The 18027-nt window shown below is 72.1% G+C and carries 17 protein-coding genes; 5 read left to right on the top strand and 12 right to left on the bottom strand.

Annotated elements, in window-relative coordinates:
* Nucleotides 1-6: 6 nt before the first annotated feature.
* The 4 genes from AB0H75_RS40690 to AB0H75_RS40675 all read right to left on the bottom strand — a co-directional run bounded on the left by AB0H75_RS40690 (nucleotide 7) and on the right by AB0H75_RS40675 (nucleotide 5288).
* Entirely contained in the window at nucleotides 7-510 is a 504-nt protein-coding gene (locus tag AB0H75_RS40690; RefSeq protein WP_367805521.1) for a histidine phosphatase family protein, read from the bottom strand.
* Nucleotides 511-795: 285 nt separating this feature from the next.
* A complete protein-coding gene (locus AB0H75_RS40685; protein ID WP_367805519.1) occupies nucleotides 796-3120 on the bottom strand; it encodes a sodium-translocating pyrophosphatase in 2325 nt (774 codons plus the stop codon).
* Nucleotides 3121-4507: 1387 nt separating this feature from the next.
* Complete coding sequence (locus AB0H75_RS40680) at nucleotides 4508-4936, bottom strand: ATP-binding protein (protein WP_367805517.1); 429 nt, start codon at nucleotides 4934-4936, stop codon at nucleotides 4508-4510.
* A 1-nt stretch (nucleotide 4937) separates the two neighbouring features.
* On the bottom strand, nucleotides 4938-5288 hold the full coding sequence (locus AB0H75_RS40675) for an STAS domain-containing protein (protein ID WP_020542579.1): 351 nt from the start codon (nucleotides 5286-5288) through the stop codon (nucleotides 4938-4940).
* A gap of 409 nt (nucleotides 5289-5697) precedes the next feature.
* On the opposite strand from AB0H75_RS40675, the gene AB0H75_RS40670 reads away from it, so the two are divergent.
* Nucleotides 5698-8196, top strand: coding sequence for a DEAD/DEAH box helicase (locus tag AB0H75_RS40670; protein ID WP_367805514.1), 2499 nt, complete (start codon nucleotides 5698-5700; stop codon nucleotides 8194-8196).
* Between the two features lie 82 nt (nucleotides 8197-8278).
* On the opposite strand, the gene AB0H75_RS40665 is transcribed toward AB0H75_RS40670, so the two are convergent.
* A complete protein-coding gene (locus tag AB0H75_RS40665) occupies nucleotides 8279-8554 on the bottom strand; it encodes a hypothetical protein (protein ID WP_367805512.1) in 276 nt (91 codons plus the stop codon).
* Nucleotides 8555-9680: 1126 nt separating this feature from the next.
* On the opposite strand from AB0H75_RS40665, the gene AB0H75_RS40660 reads away from it, so the two are divergent.
* Both AB0H75_RS40660 and AB0H75_RS40655 read left to right on the top strand, forming a co-directional pair.
* A complete protein-coding gene (locus tag AB0H75_RS40660; RefSeq protein ID WP_367805510.1) occupies nucleotides 9681-9884 on the top strand; it encodes a hypothetical protein in 204 nt (67 codons plus the stop codon).
* 216 nt (nucleotides 9885-10100) lie between these two features.
* Nucleotides 10101-10472, top strand: coding sequence for a hypothetical protein (locus tag AB0H75_RS40655; RefSeq protein WP_367805508.1), 372 nt, complete (start codon nucleotides 10101-10103; stop codon nucleotides 10470-10472).
* A 542-nt stretch (nucleotides 10473-11014) separates the two neighbouring features.
* On the opposite strand, the gene AB0H75_RS40650 is transcribed toward AB0H75_RS40655, so the two are convergent.
* The 3 genes from AB0H75_RS40650 to AB0H75_RS40640 all read right to left on the bottom strand — a co-directional run bounded on the left by AB0H75_RS40650 (nucleotide 11015) and on the right by AB0H75_RS40640 (nucleotide 12405).
* Nucleotides 11015-11443 (bottom strand): Rv3654c family TadE-like protein, encoded by a 429-nt coding sequence (locus AB0H75_RS40650; protein WP_367805506.1) that lies wholly within the window; start codon nucleotides 11441-11443, stop codon nucleotides 11015-11017.
* A gap of 252 nt (nucleotides 11444-11695) precedes the next feature.
* Nucleotides 11696-12070 (bottom strand): TadE family type IV pilus minor pilin, encoded by a 375-nt coding sequence (locus AB0H75_RS40645; protein ID WP_367805504.1) that lies wholly within the window; start codon nucleotides 12068-12070, stop codon nucleotides 11696-11698.
* Nucleotides 12067-12405: a DUF4244 domain-containing protein gene (locus AB0H75_RS40640; RefSeq protein ID WP_367805502.1), complete on the bottom strand. Its 339-nt coding sequence runs from the start codon at nucleotides 12403-12405 to the stop codon at nucleotides 12067-12069. Before AB0H75_RS40640 ends, AB0H75_RS40645 begins: the two co-directional genes overlap by 4 nt.
* A 296-nt stretch (nucleotides 12406-12701) precedes the next feature.
* Here AB0H75_RS40640 and AB0H75_RS40635 point away from each other — a divergent pair, with 296 nt between their 5' ends.
* Nucleotides 12702-12926 carry a hypothetical protein gene (locus AB0H75_RS40635; protein WP_367805500.1) on the top strand — a complete coding sequence of 75 codons (225 nt, stop codon included), beginning with the start codon at nucleotides 12702-12704 and terminating at the stop codon, nucleotides 12924-12926.
* Between the two features lie 82 nt (nucleotides 12927-13008).
* Entirely contained in the window at nucleotides 13009-13341 is a 333-nt protein-coding gene (locus tag AB0H75_RS40630) for a hypothetical protein (protein ID WP_367805498.1), read from the top strand.
* A 415-nt stretch (nucleotides 13342-13756) separates the two neighbouring features.
* Here the strand turns inward: AB0H75_RS40630 and AB0H75_RS40625 are convergent, their stop codons facing one another.
* From AB0H75_RS40625 to ssd, 4 genes are all read right to left on the bottom strand, one after another.
* Nucleotides 13757-14509 carry a type II secretion system F family protein gene (locus AB0H75_RS40625; protein WP_367805496.1) on the bottom strand — a complete coding sequence of 251 codons (753 nt, stop codon included), beginning with the start codon at nucleotides 14507-14509 and terminating at the stop codon, nucleotides 13757-13759.
* A gap of 293 nt (nucleotides 14510-14802) precedes the next feature.
* The gene (locus AB0H75_RS40620) at nucleotides 14803-15525 is read right to left on the bottom strand and encodes a type II secretion system F family protein (protein ID WP_367805494.1); all 723 of its coding nucleotides are present in this window, start codon (nucleotides 15523-15525) and stop codon (nucleotides 14803-14805) included.
* On the bottom strand, nucleotides 15522-16679 hold the full coding sequence (locus tag AB0H75_RS40615) for a TadA family conjugal transfer-associated ATPase (RefSeq protein WP_367805492.1): 1158 nt from the start codon (nucleotides 16677-16679) through the stop codon (nucleotides 15522-15524). The genes AB0H75_RS40620 and AB0H75_RS40615 overlap by 4 nt, the downstream gene beginning before the upstream one ends.
* A gap of 140 nt (nucleotides 16680-16819) precedes the next feature.
* Nucleotides 16820-17866: a septum site-determining protein Ssd gene (ssd, locus tag AB0H75_RS40610; protein WP_367805490.1), complete on the bottom strand. Its 1047-nt coding sequence runs from the start codon at nucleotides 17864-17866 to the stop codon at nucleotides 16820-16822.
* Nucleotides 17867-18027 lie beyond the last annotated feature (161 nt).

Raw genomic sequence — 18027 nt, 5'->3', positions numbered from 1 at the left:
GTCGCGCTAATCCTCGCTTTTCGGGTCCCAGCGGCTGATCAGGCGGCCCTCGCCCGGATGGAGGTCCGTCCAGGGCGCGTCCACCTCGATCACCGCGAACGCCCCGGGGCGGAAGGCGTGGTCACCGCCGAGGCCGCCGAGGTCACCGCCGGAGTCGCCGCCGGCCAGGGCCAGGGCCAGCTCGTGGACGCCCGGGTTGTGCCCGCACAACACGACCGTGCCGAGGCCAGGATCGCCGCGCTGGAGCAGCGCCAGCAGATCCTCCGGGTATGCCTCGTAGATCTCACGCTCGTAGCTGATCTCCGTGCCGGGGAAGGCGAGCTCCGCCGTGCGCCTGGTCCGGACCGCCGGGGAGCAGAGCACCACGTCCGGCTCCAGGCCGGCCGCCCTGATCTCCTCGCCCGCCCGCCTGGCGTCGCGCTCGCCGCGGTCGGTCAGCGGCCGCTCCCGGTCGGCCAGGCCGGGCACGTGGGCGGCCTTGGCGTGCCTCAGCACGATCAACGTCCGCACCGGATCACCCTGTCCTCGACGCCCACACCGACAACCCCACCAGGACGGCCAGGATGACGATCATGGCCAGCAGGATCACGCCCAGGGTCCTCGCGCCGTTGGGCTGCTTGTCGCTCTCCACGCGGACAGTGTGCCACCGCGCCCGCGCCCGTGCCCGCGCGGTGCCGCGCCCCACCCGCCCGCGCCCCTGTCCTCCCTGTCTCCCCGTCCGCGCCCCGGCAGCGGAACGCCCGCTTCCCACGAGGGAGAAGCGGGCGTTCGCCGGGTGCCGGGGCCCGGACGGGGTCAGGACGCGACCGGCTCCTGCTTGCGGTCGTTGTTGTTGTTGTCGCCGGCCGGCTCGGACGTCACCGACCGCCGCTTGGACACCACGATCGCGGCGACCACCACGGCCACCGCCACCACCGTGACCCCGATCCGCAGCGCCGGGTTGCCCGCGTACAGCACCACCGCGGGCGCCACCAGCAGCGCCACCAGGTTCATCACCTTGATCAGCGGGTTGATGGCAGGGCCGGCGGTGTCCTTGAACGGGTCGCCCACCGTGTCGCCGATGACCGTGGCGGCGTGCGCCTCGGAGCCCTTGCCGCCGTGGTGCCCGTCCTCGACCAGCTTCTTGGCGTTGTCCCAGGCCCCGCCGGAGTTGGCCAGGAACACCGCCATCAGCGTGCCGCAGGCGATCGCGCCCGCGAGGAACGCGCCCAGCGGGGCGTACCCGAGGGCGAAGCCGACCGCGATCGGCGTCATGACCGCCAGCAGGCCGGGCGTGGCCAGCTCGCGGAGGGAGTCGCGGGTGCAGATGTCCACGACCCGGCCGTACTCCGGCTTCTGGGTGCCGTCCATGATGCCGGGGTTGTTGCGGAACTGGTCGCGTACCTCGAAGACCACCCGCATCGCGGCCCGCCCGACCGCCATGATCGCCAGCCCGGCGAACAGGAACACCACCGCGGCGCCGACGATCAGGCCGACCAGGACGTTCGGGTTGTCGATGCTGAGGTTGAAGTTCTGGAACAGGCCGAGCGCGTTCTTGATCGACGCGTCCGCTTCGGCGAGCTGGCTCTCCACGGCCGTGCGGAACGCGCCGAACAGCGCGGTGGCCGCCAGGACGGCCGTGGCGATCGCGATGCCCTTGGTGATCGCCTTGGTGGTGTTGCCGACCGCGTCGAGGCTGGTGAGCACGCGCGCGCCCTCGCCCTCGACGTCGCCCGACATCTCGGCGATGCCCTGGGCGTTGTCCGAGACCGGGCCGAAGGTGTCCATGGAGACGATGACGCCGACCGTGGTCAGCAGGCCGGTGCCGGCCAGGGCCACCGCGAACAGCGCGAGCGTCACGTTCCCGAAGCCGAGCAGGAACGCGCCGTAGACGGCGGCGCCGATGATCAGGGCCGAGTAGACGGCGGACTCCAGGCCGACGCTGATGCCGGACAGGATGACGGTGGCGGGGCCGGTGCGTGAGCTCTCGCCGATCTCCCGTACGGGCCGGCGGGTCGTCTCGGTGAAGTAGCCGGTCAGCAGCTGGATGGCGCTGGCCAGCACCAGGCCGATGAGGACCGCGCCGATCGCGATGAGCCGCGGGTCGGCGTCGGACTGCACGCGCGAGCCGGTCAGGCCGGCGAAGTCGCCCGGCAGGAACCAGAACGCCGCCGCGGTCACCAGCACCGCCGAGATGGCGGCCGAGATGAAGAAGCTGCGGTTGATGGCGGCCATGCCGTTGCGGTCGCGGTCGCGCATGCCGGTGACGAAGATGCCGATGATGGCCGTGATCACGCCGATCATGGGCACGATCAGCGGGAAGACCAGACCCTCCTCGCCGAACGCCGCCCGGCCCAGGATGAGGCTGGCGACCAGCATGACCGCGTACGACTCGAACAGGTCGGCCGCCATGCCGGCGCAGTCGCCGACGTTGTCGCCCACGTTGTCGGCGATGGTGGCGGCGTTGCGCGGGTCGTCCTCGGGGATGCCCTGCTCGACCTTGCCCACCAGGTCCGCGCCGACGTCCGCGGCCTTGGTGAAGATGCCGCCGCCGACCCGCATGAACATCGCCAGCAGCGCCGCGCCGAAGCCGAAGCCTTCGAGCACGCCGGGCGCCTCGCCCTGGTAGAGGAGCACGACCACGGCCGCGCCCAGCAGGCCGAGGCCCACCGTGAACATGCCGGCCACGCCGCCGGTCCTGAACGCGATCCGCATGGCGCGCTTCTCGCCCGCCTCGTTGGCCGCGGCGGCCACGCGGACGTTGCCCCGCACCGCCAGCCACATGCCCATGAACCCGGTCAGCGCGGAGAAGACCGCCCCGACCACGAAGAAGATCGAGCGTCCGATCCGGACGTCGGTCTCCCCCGGCAACAGCAGCAAAAGGAAGGGAATCACGACGACGAAGATCGCCAACGTGCGGAACTGGCGCGCGAGATAGGCGGCGGCGCCTTCTTGTACGGCGCGGGCGATGTTCTGCATGCGCTCGGTGCCCTGGCCCGCGCCCAGCACCTCCCGTACCAGGCCACCTGCCACGGCCAGCGCGATCAGCGCGACCGCGGCGACCACGACCACGATGGTGAGATTGTTTCCGCTCAGGGCCAGATTCTGTGCTGGCTCCGCTGCCAGCATGTGCCTGCTCATCGTTCTCCTCGGCAAGACCGGTCGTCCTGCCCGGGCGGTGCTGCGCCCCTCCTCGGCGGGTGTTGCGGCACCATCCGGGTTGTGGGTGCCGCTTCCGGTTGAATCCGCTGTTCCGCAGGATCACCTTGGCCGGTGCCGGGAGTCTACGCAGGCAGTGAACGGATATGAAGGCTCCGAAGGTCACTAATTATGCGCGCGTCCAGTAGAGGCCGGTCAGCGGCCCGGTTTGCGTTCTGACAAGCGGTATTTCCGCCGGTTTAAGGTCGTGACAAGACCGGTTTACGGACGGCCCAGAATGGGGATGGAGGGACACTTGTCAGATCACCTCACATGCCACTGATCAGCCTAGTAGCGGACCAAGGGGACCCACGCGCGCCCCGGAACCCCCGAGTTAAAGCCCACCCCGAACCCCGAACCCCCGACCCATATCCACCCCACCCCGGGCCCTGAGTCCACTGTCCCGACCCGGTCCACGGCCCGTCCAGAGCCCGGTCCACGATCCGTGGCGCCGGTTCACGGCCTTCGGTCCACGGCCCCGGCCCTCAGCCCTCGGGCCGCCGCACAACGCCGGCGAGCACCACAACGGCCACCCACCGCGAACACCGCCCGGCCATCGACCCGGCGATCGACCACAAGCGCCTGCTACCCATCTGGGACCACCGGCCAGAAGCGTCTGTAGCCGCCCGGGGCCGTCGCTCACAAGCGCCCGCCAGCCCACCCTGGGCCATCACCCACGAGCGCCTGTCGGCCCGCCCTGGGCCCCATCGACCACAAGGGCCTCTCGGCTCGTCCGGGGTCCTTTCCGCCGGCCCGCACCCATCTACCCAAGCCCAATGGCCCGGCCGTGCGCCTGGAATCCCTCCCTGCCTTCCAACGGCACGCCTCGCTGACGGCCCTCGCCGTGTGTTCGGTCCGATCCGTTCGACGAAGCCTGAGCCTTTGACCAGGCGTGGGGGTGGCGAACCGGTGCGAGTGCCCGCGTCGCTGTGAGCGCCCGCATCTCGGTGAGCGCCCGCCTCTCCGTTCCGGACGTTCCGCCGTTCCACCGGCAGGCCGAACCGGAAGATGTCGCGACAGGAGGACTCCCGGCACGCACCACCGAGCACACAACCGTGCAAGCCCCCACCACGGGACCGTACGGTCACCCACGGCGCAACCAGCTACGGCATGGCGGCACGCCGATGCTCGCGCACCGACCTCACACACGATCGGGGCACCGAGCAGCAAGAGGCGATCGACCATGCGGCCTCAAAGCCCACGCCCGGGCACCGCCAGGACACCCGATCGGCCCGGAACACGGATCAGCGGAGGGCGCCTCGGCGGCTCGCCGTACAGGGTGGTTGGGGCCGTGGGGTTCGGGCCCCCGGCCAGAACCACCCCTGACGGCTTACGGCGTCGGGATCCCATTGGAGGCGGGCCAGCTCATCCGGATGTCGGTCCCCTTGGGAGAGGGGAAGACCTCGACGTCGTCGGCCAGCCCCGAGATGACCGCGAGGCCGAAGCCCGTCATGAACGAGTCGGACAGCATGCCCAGGTCGAGCGGCTGCTCCTGATGGATCTCGTCGCTGGGGGCCTGGTCGCTGACGGTGACTTCGAATCGTCCGGAATCGTCACGAAGCTCGATGCGGATGGGCTCGCCCGGGCAGTGAGCGCGGTGCGCCTCGACTGCCCGGGAGCACGCCTCACCCACGGCGAGCCTGACCTCATCCAGCAGGGACTCCTCCACACCGGTGCGACGCGCGATCGCCGTGGCCACCAGCCGGGCGGTGCGCACGTGTGCGGGAAGGGCGCTGAATGTCAGCTCGACGGTAGCCATGCTACTTGTCTTTGCCGTGAGCTTCCTTGGCCTCGTCGACCGAAGCGTAAATCCCGAAGACCTTGGTCAGACCGGTGATCCGGAAGATCTTGAGGATGCGCTCCTGCGTGCAGACCAGCTCCAGGGAGCCGTCGTGCGCCCGGACCCGCTTGAGCCCGCCGACCAGGACGCCGAGGCCCGTGGAGTCGAGGAAGTCGACCTTCTCCATGTTGACCAGAAGGTGGAAGTTGCCCTTGTTCACCAGGTCGATGAGGAGTTCACGCAATCTCGGCGCCGTGTAGACATCGATCTCACCCTCGACCTCGACGATGGTGAGTCGGTCTTCGTTGTGGTGATCCAACTTCAGATCCACAGATCCTCCAGCGCCTCGCCTGCGAAAGTACTCTTGCCGGCCTGGCAATCTGGAGCGTGGCCCCAGACTGTCCGACCCTGACGCGCGGCATTCAACCACGCGCCTGGCTTGTGTCTATACGAAATCACGATTCCCGGCGACTTTGCCCACTGATGCAAGACTGGAAACAGTGACTTCCTCCGCATCCTCCCCAGAACAGGCAGGTCCACTCCTCCGCCACCTGCTCGGTGTTCCCGCACGTCATGAGCGGGTCACCCATGTGGAGCATGTTCCAGCACGTCAGGCGGGTCAAGCCCGTTGGCCCGACTGGGCTCCGAACGTGCTCGTTACGCGCTTGGCGAACCGTGGGGTCACAGGACTCTGGCCTCACCAGTACGAGGCCGCCGACCTGGCATTCCGTGGCCGAAACGTGATCATCTCCACCGGCACGGCGTCGGGGAAGTCCCTGGCGTACCTCACTCCGGCGGTCGCCTCCTGTCTCGACGGCGGCACGGTCCTGTACCTGACGCCGACCAAGGCCCTGGCCGCCGACCAGCTGCGCGGGCTTCGTGAGCTGCGCATCACGCAGGTGCGCGCGGCCACGTTCGACGGCGACACGCCGTTCGAGGAACGCACCTGGGTACGCCAGCACGCCAACTACGTCCTGACCAACCCCGACATGCTGCACCGCGGCATCCTGCCCGGACACGCCCGGTGGTCGTCGTTCTTCCGCCGGCTGCGCATGGTGGTCGTGGACGAGTGCCACGGCTACCGCGGCGTCTTCGGCTCCCACGTCGCCCAGATCCTGCGGCGGCTGCGCCGGGTGTGCGCCCGGTACGGCTCGCAGCCCACGTTCCTGCTCGCCTCGGCGACGGCCAGCGAGCCCGGGACGTTCGCGAGGAGGCTGACGGGGCTTGAGATGGACGAGGTGACCGTGGACGCCTCCCCCAAGGGTTCCACCACGGTGGCGCTGTGGGAGCCGCCTCTGACCGAGCTACGGGGCGAGGGAGGGGCGCCTGTGCGGCGCACCGCCACGGCGGAGGCCGCCGACCTGCTCGCCGATCTCGTCCTGGCCGACGTCCGCACCCTGGCCTTCGTCCGCTCCCGCCGTGGCGCCGAGACGGTCGCCCTGACCGCCCGCGCGAAACTCGCCGACGTGGCCTTCTCCACGCCCTACACCCCCACCTCCCACCCCAACAAGCCCTCCACACCCGCAGACAGCACCCCCGCGGACGGCACTCCGGCGAACGGCACTCCAACGAACGGCACTCCGGCGGACGGCACTCCCGACCCTCCGGGCGCCCCGGATACCCCGACCACCCAGACAGTCCCCAACACCTCAAGCCGTCCATACACCCCGAACACTCCGGGCCGTCCAGACGGCCTGAGCAGTCCGGACGGCCCAGGCAGCCCAGGCGGCCCGGACGGCCCGGACGGTCCGGAGGGTCCGGAGGGTCCGGAGGGTCCGGAGGGTCCAGACGGCTCGGGCGCGATGGGTACTGGCGCCGGCTCCTCGGCGCCCTCAAGCGCCCGCCCCGTCACCTCCCCCACCGGCGTGCCGAGCAGCAGTTCGCTCTCCTGGCCCCTCCCCGGCCTGGCCGACCTCCCCAACAAGATCGCCGCCTACCGGGCGGGCTACCTCGCCGAGGACCGCCGCCTCCTGGAGAAGTCCCTCCGCGACGGCACCATCATGGGCCTCGCCACCACGAACGCCCTCGAACTCGGCGTGGACGTCTCCGGCCTCGACGCCGTCCTGATCGCGGGCTGGCCCGGCACCCGGGCCTCCCTCTGGCAGCAGGCGGGCCGCGCGGGCCGCGACGGCCGGGACGCCCTGGCCGTCCTGATCGCCAGGGACGACCCCCTGGACACCTACCTCGTCCACCACCCGCAGGCCCTGTTCGGCCAGCCGGTGGAGGCGATCGTCCTGGATCCCGACAACCCGTACGTCCTGGGGCCCCACCTCTGCGCCGCCGCCGCCGAGATCCCGCTGACCGAGGCCGACCTCCCCATCTTCGGCCCGACCACCGCCCATCTCCTGGACGACCTGACGAGCCGGGGCATGCTGCGCCGGCGTCCGGCGGGCTGGTTCTGGACCAAGCGCGAGCGCGCCACCGACCTCGCCGACATCCGGGGCGGCGGCGGAGCTCCCATCCAGGTCGTGGAGGCGTCCACCGGCCGCCTCCTGGGCAGTGTGGACGAGCCCTCCGCCCACACCACCGTCCACACGGGAGCGATCTACATCCACCAGGGCGAGACGTTCCTCGTGGATCTCCTCGACCTGGAGGCGGGGGTGGCCCTGGTCACCGCCGCCGACCCGGACTACTCGACGTTCGCCCGCGACATCACCGACATCTCCATCCTCGGCACCCAGCGTTCCCGGCCGCTGGGTCCAGGCACCCTGCACTTCGGCGAGGTCGAGGTGACCAGGCAGGTCGTCTCGTACCTCAAGAGGCGGTTCCAGTCAGGCGAGATGCTCGGGGACGAACCTCTCGACCTGCCCCCGCGCACCCTGCGCACCCGCGCCGTCTGGTGGACCCTCCCCGCCTCGGCCGTGGCCCCGCTCGCGGAGGCGGGCATCGACCTCGGGGGCGCGGCACACGCCGCCGAGCACGCCTCGATCGGCCTGCTCCCCCTGTTCGCGACGTGCGACCGGTGGGACATCGGCGGCGTCTCCACGGAGCTGCACGCCGACACGGGCCTGCTGACGGTCTTCGTGTACGACGGCCACGAGGGCGGCGCGGGCTTCGCCGAGCGTGGCTACGCGCGGGCGACGGACTGGTTGACGGCCACCCGCGAGGCCATCATCTCCTGCGAGTGCGAGCGTGGCTGCCCTTCCTGCATCCAGTCGCCCAAGTGCGGCAACGGCAACGAACCGCTGGACAAGCGAGGCGCCATCCGCCTGCTGAACGCCCTGCTCGCCACCGGCTGACTGCTCACCACCGGCTGACACCCATCGCCCCGGCGGCCCAGGCACCCCCCTGCCGCCCTCATGCCGCCCTCGTCAGCCGCTGCTAGCTGAGGCCGCCCGTGTGCCGGCGCGCCGCGTAAGCGGATTTGCCCGTCCCTTCGCTGCCTCCTTCATCGGCCGCCGTGTCGTCATCCGGCGCCCAGAAATCCGCCGCCCCCGGCTGCGGCCGCTCCCAGAACCCGCTGTCCTCCATCGATCTCGGCGAAGGCGGCAGGTAGTCGTCCCACCGCTCCTCGATGATCCGGGCGGCAGGCCGTGGTGCCGCCTCGGACGGCTCAGGCACGTCGATCACAGCCGAGCTGGGCAACGCGATGCGCACCGGCTCCTGCCGCCCTCCACGCTCCCCCCGCCCACGTGCGCCTCCGTCGCCCCCGCCTCCGTTGTCCGCGCCCCGGCCACCTGCACCCCGGCCACTGGCGTCTCCGTCACCCGTTCTCCGGTCACCCGTTCTCCGGTCACCCGAGCTCCGGTCACCCGCGCCCCGGTCACCCGAGCTCCGGCCGCCCGCGCCCCGGTCACCCGCGCCCCGGCCGCCCGCGCCCCGGCCGCCCGCGCCCCGGCCGCCCGCGCCCCGGCCGCCCGCGCCCCGGCCGCCCGCGCCCCGGTCACCCGCGTCTCCGTCACCTCGGCCGGACGCGCCGATTCCCTTCACCGCAGCGGCAGCGACCTGCCCCTCGGCCCCACCTACCGGCAGCACGACCCCCCGCCCGTCCACAGGCGTCCGCCCGCCTGCGGGTAAGGACGCTCCTGCTCCCGAACGCCCGGCCGCCGCCTCGGTACCACCCGGATCGCCTCCCGCCGGAGACGGCACCCGGCCACCCACAGACCGCACTTGACCATCCACCGGGGACGGCGTCCGGCCGCCCGCCTGAGGCTCCTGCGGCATCCGGGTCTTGGCCACCGCGAGAATCACCGCAGGTCTGCGCCGCACTGTGGCCGCCGTCCCGGTCACGGCCGCCGGTGCCCCGCCCGCAACGCCCCGCACCGCCCCTGTCTCCGCGAGAGCACTCCCGCCCCCAGATCGCGGAACTCCCGCACCCGCTGCCGCCGAGGCCGTAGCGGAAGCAGAACCAGGAGCAGAACCAGGACCAGGAGCAACCGTCGCCGAGGCAGCCCTCGGGGACGGCGAGCGCCCTCCCGCCTCGGCGACCAGCGCCCGCCGGCGCGCCCAGGCCCCGACATGGGCCCCGAGCAGCAGCAGGAGCAGCCCGCCCGCGACATACAGCCCGTACTGGCCGACGTCCCCCAACGCGGACTCACCGGACTGCGCCTTCACCCCGTCCACCTGGACAGACGCGGAATCCGCGCCGCCATCGCCTCGCTCGTCCCGGCTCTCGCCGGCCCCGCCGGACCCGTCATCCTCGACGCTGCCCGACGGCACCAGGCCCGCCGGCTCCCCCTGCTGCGGATCGGCGGTCGGTATGGGCAGGTTGCCTTTGGCGTCTGTGTCCGGAATCGCCGGCACCTTGGCCGTCGCCTTCGGCTTGTGGGCGGTGGGCCTGCTGGAGGGCTGGGTCTGCTGCTGCTTCCTGGCGGGCAACGTCGGCAGCGGATCGACCTTCTCGGCCTCCTTGGGCCGCTGCCGCGTCTGCGTCCTGTTGGCCGTCTTCCTCGGCTGGGCGGCAGGCGGGGCAGGCACGCTGACGTAGGCGGCACCCGACTCGCCCGACCCCACGGACCCTCCGTCACCGTCGCCACGGAAGGCCCTGACCGTGAACCCCACCTTCTGCCCGGCCGCCTTGGCCGGCACCGCCAGCACCGCCTTGCACGAGCCGCCACCGCACGCGCTGTCCGCCGACAACCTCCCCACGACGCCTGACTGCGTGTTGGACACCTGATACGCCTGCAGATCGGGCTCGGCTCCCTTGCTCCAGGTCACCACGACCTTCTGGGTGCCCTGGAGGCTGGCGTTCACGTTGCTCGGCGTCTCGGCGGGCCGCCGTAGCTTGAAGGTGACGCTGTCGTACCTGGTGCCGGTGATCTCGCCCTTGAGCGTCACGGTGAAGGTGCCGTTCGGCGCGTCCCCGGCGTCGAACGTCCCGGAGATCGTCTGGTTGGCGCCCCCGCCGACCACTTTCGTGGAGGACGTCGAAGGCCCGTCGACGTACAGCCCCATACGCAACTGCATGAGCCCGGTACGGGCGGAGATCGTCACCGACGACCCCGACACCACCTGGCCGTCCGACGGCGAGGTGATCTGTCCGGAAGAGTGCGCTTCCACCGTCACGGTCGCATGAGCGGATCCGCCGAGCGCCAGTGATCCCACCGCGACGATTCCCGCGGCCGCCACTCCCGCGGCCACCACTCTGCCGACTACCGTCACGACGCTTCCCTCCATCGAGAGCCTCGCGCCGCCCGGCCACCCTGTCGGGGTGGGAGCGGCGACCGGAAGTGCAGTCCGCCCGGCGATACGGTCACCGACCGCCCCCGGACCCGCACCCTAGTGACTCCGTCCCGGCTCTCCCAGACCCTTCATCACGAACGGCATGGACCGAGGGTAAGCGGAACGTTACGTGAGACATCTCGCTCTTGGACACCACGTCCAAGAAGTCGTGACTTGATTGCGACCTAGCCTCATAAAACCCAAAATCATCGTTCTTCACATGTCGGCCGACTCCCAGCCAGTGGCATGCGCAAATGCCGTTTAACCCGCTCTCTCCAGCAGCCCAGCCAAAACAACACTTTCGGAACGTCGCATATCGGTGGAGGTCCAGCCGAAGATCAGCAATGAGGGCGGCCGGCTCTCCCTGGAATGGCTTTCGGGTGGCGTTCCAGCACGTCATCCTTCTCGACCGGCCGCGTTTCCGGCCTGGTTCGTGAGCGTCACCGGGCCGGCCCGCGATCGGCCTATGACCGTTCGCGTGCCCACGACCGGCAGCGAGATCGACAGCGAGGTCCAGACGTCGGCCACCTCGTCGACGATCTCGCAGCCGGTCAGCCGGACGCCGTTCGCGGCCGCCAGTGCACCTGCCCTGGCGCAGGCCCCCTCCGGGTCGGCCAGCGCGAGCCGGGCGGCGGCCAGGGCGCTGAGGTCGGCCGCGTCGTTCACCCGGTGGCGCGCCACCCGTACGGCGCCCGCGGTGGCCAGAGCCGTGGCGACGGCCATCAGGAGCCCCATCAGGGCCACTCCCCACAACGTGGCCGACCCTCGCTCCCCGGCCGCAGCCCGTGGTATCCGGCACCCGGACGCCCGCGGCCGTCTTCTCATCCTGATCCGCAGCGAGTGGCCCTGAGGTGATCCTTCTTCGGGAGTGATGGCGGCCTCCTGAATCGTGTCCGTGTTCGGTGTCCGTGTCCGTGCCCGTGTCCGTGTTCGGTCGCGTGGCGATGGGGGCCACGGGCCGGGGCGGCCCGCCGGGCCAGGTGGATGGACGGCACCGGCAGGCATCGCACGGCCCGCGACCGCCAGTGCCACAAGGTTGGAGAAAGGGGCAGGGCATCGGGAATCGGGGAGTGGGGATTATGGCTCTGTGTTCGCGGTGGCGGCGGCGGATACGCGTACTGCCGGTAGTGAAGAACCCCATGCTGGTCGCACGTGAACCGCTATCTGCACTGTCGTCGTCTCTGTGTCGCGGGTTATGTCTACTTGTGCGTGTGGATTCGTGGCCGTGCGCGCGATGTCGCGAATCGCGGCCAAAGGTTCACCCCTTGCGGCGGCCCGGGCTGCCGCGCGGGCCGCGTCCACGCATTCCAGCTGGACGGCGACGGCCTGGACGGCCCAGAGCGCGGCCGCCAGGACGACCATGAGGGCCGGCAGGACCGCGGCGGTCTCGGCGGTCACCGATCCTCGCGCCGCCGGTACGCCCTTGAGGAGCCGCCGGGGGCAGGGGGTCATGCGTTCGTGTTGGTGTTGAGCGCTCGGCCGATGATGGCGGACAGCAGCTCCGAGATCTCACTGCTATTGACGATCTTGAAGAGGAGCGCGGCGAACGCGCAGGCCGCGATGGTGCCTACGGCGTACTCGGCCGTGGACATGCCGCGCTCCCGGTGCACGCTCGCGTAGTGCAGCCACTTGTTGAAGCGGCGGCGGGACGCGGGGCGAACGGTCCGAGAGCCGGTGTCCGCGCTCTTCGCCGCATCGGCAGGGCCGGGATTCGCGGCGAGGGCCGTGATTTCCGGGGCGGCGTCGCCGGTGTCCTGTCGCGTGGTGGCGATGGTGGGGCTGGGCATCGTGCCTCCAGGTGCTCGGTGGGCCGGAGCCGTGTCCGGCGGGATTCCTAGGTTGGCCTGGATCGAGCGCGCCGGAGCGGCCGAGCGGCGTTCTGTGGATAGTGCGGCACGAGGCGGGGGCAGCGCGTGCGCACGCCCGGCTCGACCTCGGGTAACGGCCGGAGCGATCACCTGCCCGAAGGGGCCGTCAAACCTGGCTTGTACGCGCCGGGAGGGAATGTCCCTCTCGCGATGGACCCAACGATCGAGCGTGCTGATGACGCCAGAAGGGGAGCCAGACCCGTACCGTTTCGCCCATGAAATCCAACAAGAACGTTTTCCGACGCTTTGTCGCTATTGCCGGTCTCGCTTTCGCCGCCGTCGCTCTGCCCACGGCCGCGCACGCCGAGAGGGCGCCCGGCTGGTACGGCCCGTACGACTGGCGCACGTGCTCAAGCGTGGCCCTGCAGGCGGGCGGCCCCACGGCGGGCGCCTACTGCACGCTGCGCGACGGCCGCTGGTACCTGGTGATCACCAGGTAGGACGAACGCCTCCCCCCGGCGGCTCCGCGCCGCCATACCCGTCCGCCGGCGCGGTGGCACAGGGCTCTGCCTCTGGCGGCTCGTGTCATCACGCCTCCCCCTGCACCGGCACCTGCTCGCCACCGTCACCGTGCAGATCAGCGCCACCGGAACGCGGACGATCACCGAAGTCCTCCACGACCACACGGTCAAGAGCGGCACGAAGAGCCGGACCCTCACCGTGTCCGGCGCCAGCCAGGCGGAGGCAACCGGCACCTTCCAGCAGTCGTGGACGGACGCCGTTCCGCAGACGCCCCGGCTGACACCCGTCACCGACCACGCCGGCCGCTGCGGTTCCGACGTGACGTACATGCTCAGCGCGCGGATCGACTCCGAAGCCGCCCAGACCGTCCGTTACCGCTGGGTCGACGCCTAGGAACAGCCGATTCCCGGGCTGGAGGGCGAGCGGGGAAATCACTCAACCCGTCCCGCGTAAAGGGCGCGTCCCTGCGGGACCCCGCGGTACCGGACGACCTGTTTGAGCGCGGAGTTCGAGTCGATCAAGCCGGTGTCCGGCAACTGCCGTGCCGCGAGGTCAGGGCGGCTGGAGGTCGAGGCCATGGACGGGACGGCACTGTCGTGATCAGGGATCTTCCCTACCAGGACCTGCGCGAGTGACGGGGAAGCGGCATCCCGTAGTGGTGCGGCCGTCCGCCCGCTGCTGACGCCGCCCGTACGGTTGCCGACCGGAAGGGCGTGCCGGGCTCCCGCCGCGTGGTGCCGTGGACGAGCTCAGAACGACCTCGCCCAGGGGACAGGGCAGGACGCCTGAGGACGGCGGGGTGGGCGGTTCACGGGAGGACGATCGCGGAGGCGAGGCCGGCGACGACCGGGACGATTCCCAGCAGGACGAATGCCGGGAGGAAGCACAGGCCCAGAGGCGCCACCGCCTTCACGCCGACGCGTCTCGCGGCTGCGGCGGCGCTCGCCCGGGCGGCTTCGCGGGCGTCATCGGCGAGGCGGGTCAGGGCGTCGGCCACTGGGGTGCCGCTCTGCATGGCTCTGACCATGGTCCGGGAGAGCTGGCCCAGCTCGGGCTCCCGGGCCAGGAGGGCCCAGGTGGGCTCCGGGTCCGCGCCGAGGCGGAGCCGGCTGCTCACCCAGGTCAGGCGCTCGCCGAGGGGGCCGCCTACCGCTTCGGCGGTGATCTCGGTGGCGGAGCTGATCGGGCGGCCGGCGAGGAGGCAGGCGGTCAGCAGGTCGGCGGCGAAGGGGAGGTCGAGGAGGATCTGGCGCCGGTCGTGCTGGGTGCGGGTCGGCTGCTTCCTGTGCAGGTAGATGCCGGTGGCGGGGGCCGTCAGGAGGCCGGCGAGGGTGCCGGTGGTGCCGCCGATCAGGAGGGCGATCGCCAATCCGGCGGACGCGGCGGCGATGACCGTTCTGGGGGCGATGGCGGAGCGGGCCGGGGGGCCGGGGAGTTCTTCGCGTTCCGGGGCGGGATCGCGGGGAGGGCACAGGTCGGCCAGGCGTTCGTGTGGCGTGCGCGGTGGCAGCCAGAGCCAGGTGGCGGTGGCGGCGCACAGGGCGGAGAGCAGGTGCAGCACGGGATGGTCTCCATCGACCGGAGGAAAGCGGTGCCGGGAGGCGACGTCGAGGAAAGCGGTGCCGGGAGGCGACGTCAGGGAAGGCGACGACAGGAGTCGCGAGGGGCGACCTGAGCTGGACGGCTTGGGCTGGGCAGGGTCGAGGTGGCGAGTCGAGGTGAGCAAGGCCGGGACGGCCTCAGGCGCACCGGGCCGGGACAACCCCGGGTGAACAGGGCCGGGACGGCTCGAAGTGAGCAGGGCCGAGGCCGGCCGAAGTGAGCAGGGTCGAGGCCGGTCGAAGTGAGCGGAGGTCAGCCTTCGGCCTGGTTGGACATGCGGCTGGTCCACCACAAGCCGCAGGCGTTGAGGGTGATGCCTGTCGCCAGGCAGGCCAAGCCCGGGAGGCCGCCCAGGAGGAAGCGCAGGGGGTGCATGTTCAGGGCGGCGGCCATGAGGAGGCCCAGGACCGGCAGCACGGCGAGCATCCTGGCCGTGGTGCGCGGGCCCGCCAGTTGGGCCGCCACGTCCTGGCGGTGCGCCTGGGTGGTGCGTAACGTGACGGCGACGCGCTCGACCAGGGTTGCCAGACCGGCCCCGGCGCTGGTGCTCACCTGCCAGCAGGCGGCCAGCCGGCGCAGGCCGTCGCCGCCCTGACGTGGGGCCGCGGTGACCAGGGCGGCAGGGACGTCGCCGCCGTTCCTGGCCGCGGCTTCGACGGGGCGCAGGAGGTCGGGGTCGGGAAGATCGACCGCGGCCATCGCCCTGGTCAGGGCCTCGCCCGGCGGGCGTCCCGCGCACAGCTCCGCGGAGAGGGCCTGGCAGAGCTCGATGGAGGCCAGCCGCCACGCCTCGGCGCGGCGTTTCGGGCCGCGGTAGGCGGCGAGAAGCTCGCGCAGATGACGCCGTCGCGGGCGACGGGAACGGGGCGGCGCGGTGAGCCTGGTCAGACGGGTGATGGCGACGGCCGGGGTTGTCCACAGCCACACGGCGCACGCTGTGAACGACGCGGCCAGCCAGACGGCGGCGCTGGTCAAGACGCCTCCCCGTGCCGGTCGAGGCCCACAGCGTGGACGAAGCGCTCGTGGGCCGGGCCGGGATGCGTGGTGCCCGCCGGGTCGAAGGTCAGGGCGGGAAGTGCTTCGACGAAGCCCCCCGGCGTTCTGGCGAGCAGGCAGATCTCGGCTACGCGCCTCCGGCCGTCGCGGCGGTCGCGGGTCAGGTGGACGACGGCGCCGAGGGCGGCGGCCAACTGGCTGTGGACGGCCTCGCGGCTCAGGCCCGCCGCGCAGCCCAGGGCCTCCAGCCGGGGCGGGACGTCGGCGGCGGTGTTGGCGTGCAGGGTGCCGCAGCCGCCCTCGTGACCCGTGTTGAGCGCGGCCAGAAGGTCCACCACCTCGGCGCCGCGCACCTCGCCGACCACGAGACGGTCCGGGCGCATGCGCAGGGCCTGGCGTACGAGGTCGCGCAGGCCCACGCCGCCGGCGCCCTCCAGGTTGGGGGGACGGGTTTCGAGGCGGACCACGTGGGGGTGGCGGGGGCGCAGCTCGGCTGAGTCCTCCACCAGGAGGAGGCGCTCGCCCGGGTCGGCGAGGGACAGCAGGGCCGACAGGAGGGTGGTCTTGCCGGTGCCGGTGCCGCCGGTCACCAGGAAGGCCAGCCTGGCGGTGACCATCGCGGTGAGGACCGCGATGGCCGGTCGCGTGATCGTGCCGGCCTCGGCCAGGTCGTGGAGGGTGAACGTGCGGCGCGGCGGCAACCGGAGGGACAGGCAGGTGCCTTCCGGGGCCACGGGCGGGAGCACGGCGTGCAGGCGTACGCCCCCCGCCAGCCTGGCGTCCACGTAGGGGGAGGCGTCATCGAGGCGCCTGCCCGCCGCGGCGGCCAGGCGCTGGGCCAGCCGGCGGACCGCGGCGTCGTCGGTGAAGCTCGTGGACGTGCGGCTGAGGCCCGTGCCGTCGTCCAGCCACACCTCGTGAGGGCCGTTGACGAGGACGTCCGTGACGTCGGGGCGGGCGAGGAGCGGTTCGAGGGGGCCGGCGCCCATCAGGTCGGCGCACAGGGCGCGGGCGACGGCGAGGATCTCGGCGTCGCCGTAGACCGCCCTCTCGGCTCTCAGGGCGACGGCGACCTGGGCGGCGCTGGGCTCGGCGCCGGTGCGGGCGAGGCGGACCCGAACGGCCTCCACCAACTCGGGAGAGACGGGTGGTGGGGGCGGGGTCACTGGTGACTGTGGTGGCTGGTCGGGCCGTGCGGCATGCGAGGACAAGGTGATCACCTCTTGGGTGGCTGGGGCTACGGACGCGGAGGGCCGGGTGAGGCCGGCTCCTCTCAGGCGGCGGGGAGGAGGTCTTGGAGGAGGGAGGCGCACAGGGTGCCCAGCGCGGTGCGGGGACCCAGCTTGGGCAACTCGCCGCGGTTGAGGGTGGCGGTGAGCCGGGGCTGGTCGGGGAGGGTGCCGGCGTACGGGATGCCCAGGGAGGCGGTGGCGGTGTCGGGGTCGACGATGCCGGGGCGGAGGATCGCCCGCAGGTCCGTCGTGTGCTTGCCGGCCTCGCCGAGGACCTGGACGGCGGAGAGGACACCGCGTACGTCGGCCGCGGCGACCAGCAGAGTGGCCCGCGCCCGCGCCAGGGCCTCGACGGCGGCCTCGGAGAAGTGGCGCGGGAGGTCCACGACCACCAGGTCGAAGCCCCGCTGGCCGGCGTCCAGGACCGAGCGCATCGCCCGGGCGGGGATCGGGGCCGCCTCGCCCCGGTTGAAGGACAGGATCGCGAGGTCACCGAAGGCGGGCAGGGCCTTCTGGAGGGCGCTGCTGCCGATCCGGCCCTCCCTGGCCACCAGGTCGCCCCAGCGAGCGCCCGCCGTCTCCTCGTGGCCGAGCAGCGCGTCCATGCCGCCGCCCAGAGGGTCGGCGTCCACGAGGAGGGTGCGCAGGCGGGCGCTGCCGGAGGCGTGCAGGGCCAGGCAGGCCGACAGGACGCTCGCGCCCACCCCGCCTCGGCCGCCCAGCACGCAGAGGACCGGGCCGGAGCGGGGCTCCGGCTCCATGGCGTCGGCGAAGCGATCCACCAGGGAGCGCTCGTCGCCGGGGAGCGTGATGACGGCCTGGGCGCCCACGGCGACGCATTTTCGCCAGGTGTCCGGGTCGTCCGGGGTGCGGGTCACGAGGAGGACCTGGTCGCGGGGCGAGGGGGCGGTGGCGGCGACGGCGTCCGCCTGGTCGGCGCCCACCGTCACCAGCGGGGCGAGGCTCCAGTAAGGGCGGGCGTGGGCGGGGAGGTGGGCGACGTCGAGCTGGGCGCCGGCGGCGGCCGCGATGCGGACCAGGTCGTCGAGCAGGGCGTGGTCGTCGGTGATGACCAGGGGGCGGTGCATGGGGGCCTCCCGTTGCTGGGCGGTGGGAGGTCCAGGGTGACGCGGAAGGCGGGTGCGGCGAGGGGCCGAACGGGATTCTGTGGATGACGGAGCCGGGCGAGGGGCTTCCTGTGGACAACGGATGAGCGCGGGCGCCGCCTTGGGACGTGCGGAGGCTCGGA

Source organism: Nonomuraea sp. NPDC050783 (assembly GCF_040802095.1).
Lineage (GTDB): Bacteria > Actinomycetota > Actinomycetes > Streptosporangiales > Streptosporangiaceae > Nonomuraea.
Note: the sequence above shows the minus strand (reverse complement) of the source record. Positions and strands in the feature narration are given on the sequence as shown.

Excerpts from the sequence above, each read along its gene's own strand:
- AB0H75_RS40635 (WP_367805500.1), top strand. The coding sequence starts at position 12,702 with ATGAAATCCAACAAGAACGTTTTCCGACGCTTTGTCGCTATTGCCGGT.
- AB0H75_RS40685 (WP_367805519.1), bottom strand. The coding sequence starts at position 3,120 with ATGAGCAGGCACATGCTGGCAGCGGAGCCAGCACAGAATCTGGCCCTG.
- AB0H75_RS40650 (WP_367805506.1), bottom strand. The coding sequence starts at position 11,443 with ATGAGAAGACGGCCGCGGGCGTCCGGGTGCCGGATACCACGGGCTGCG.
- AB0H75_RS40645 (WP_367805504.1), bottom strand. The coding sequence starts at position 12,070 with ATGACCCCCTGCCCCCGGCGGCTCCTCAAGGGCGTACCGGCGGCGCGA.
- AB0H75_RS40680 (WP_367805517.1), bottom strand. The coding sequence starts at position 4,936 with ATGGCTACCGTCGAGCTGACATTCAGCGCCCTTCCCGCACACGTGCGC.
- ssd (WP_367805490.1), bottom strand. The coding sequence starts at position 17,866 with ATGCACCGCCCCCTGGTCATCACCGACGACCACGCCCTGCTCGACGAC.
- AB0H75_RS40640 (WP_367805502.1), bottom strand. The coding sequence starts at position 12,405 with ATGCCCAGCCCCACCATCGCCACCACGCGACAGGACACCGGCGACGCC.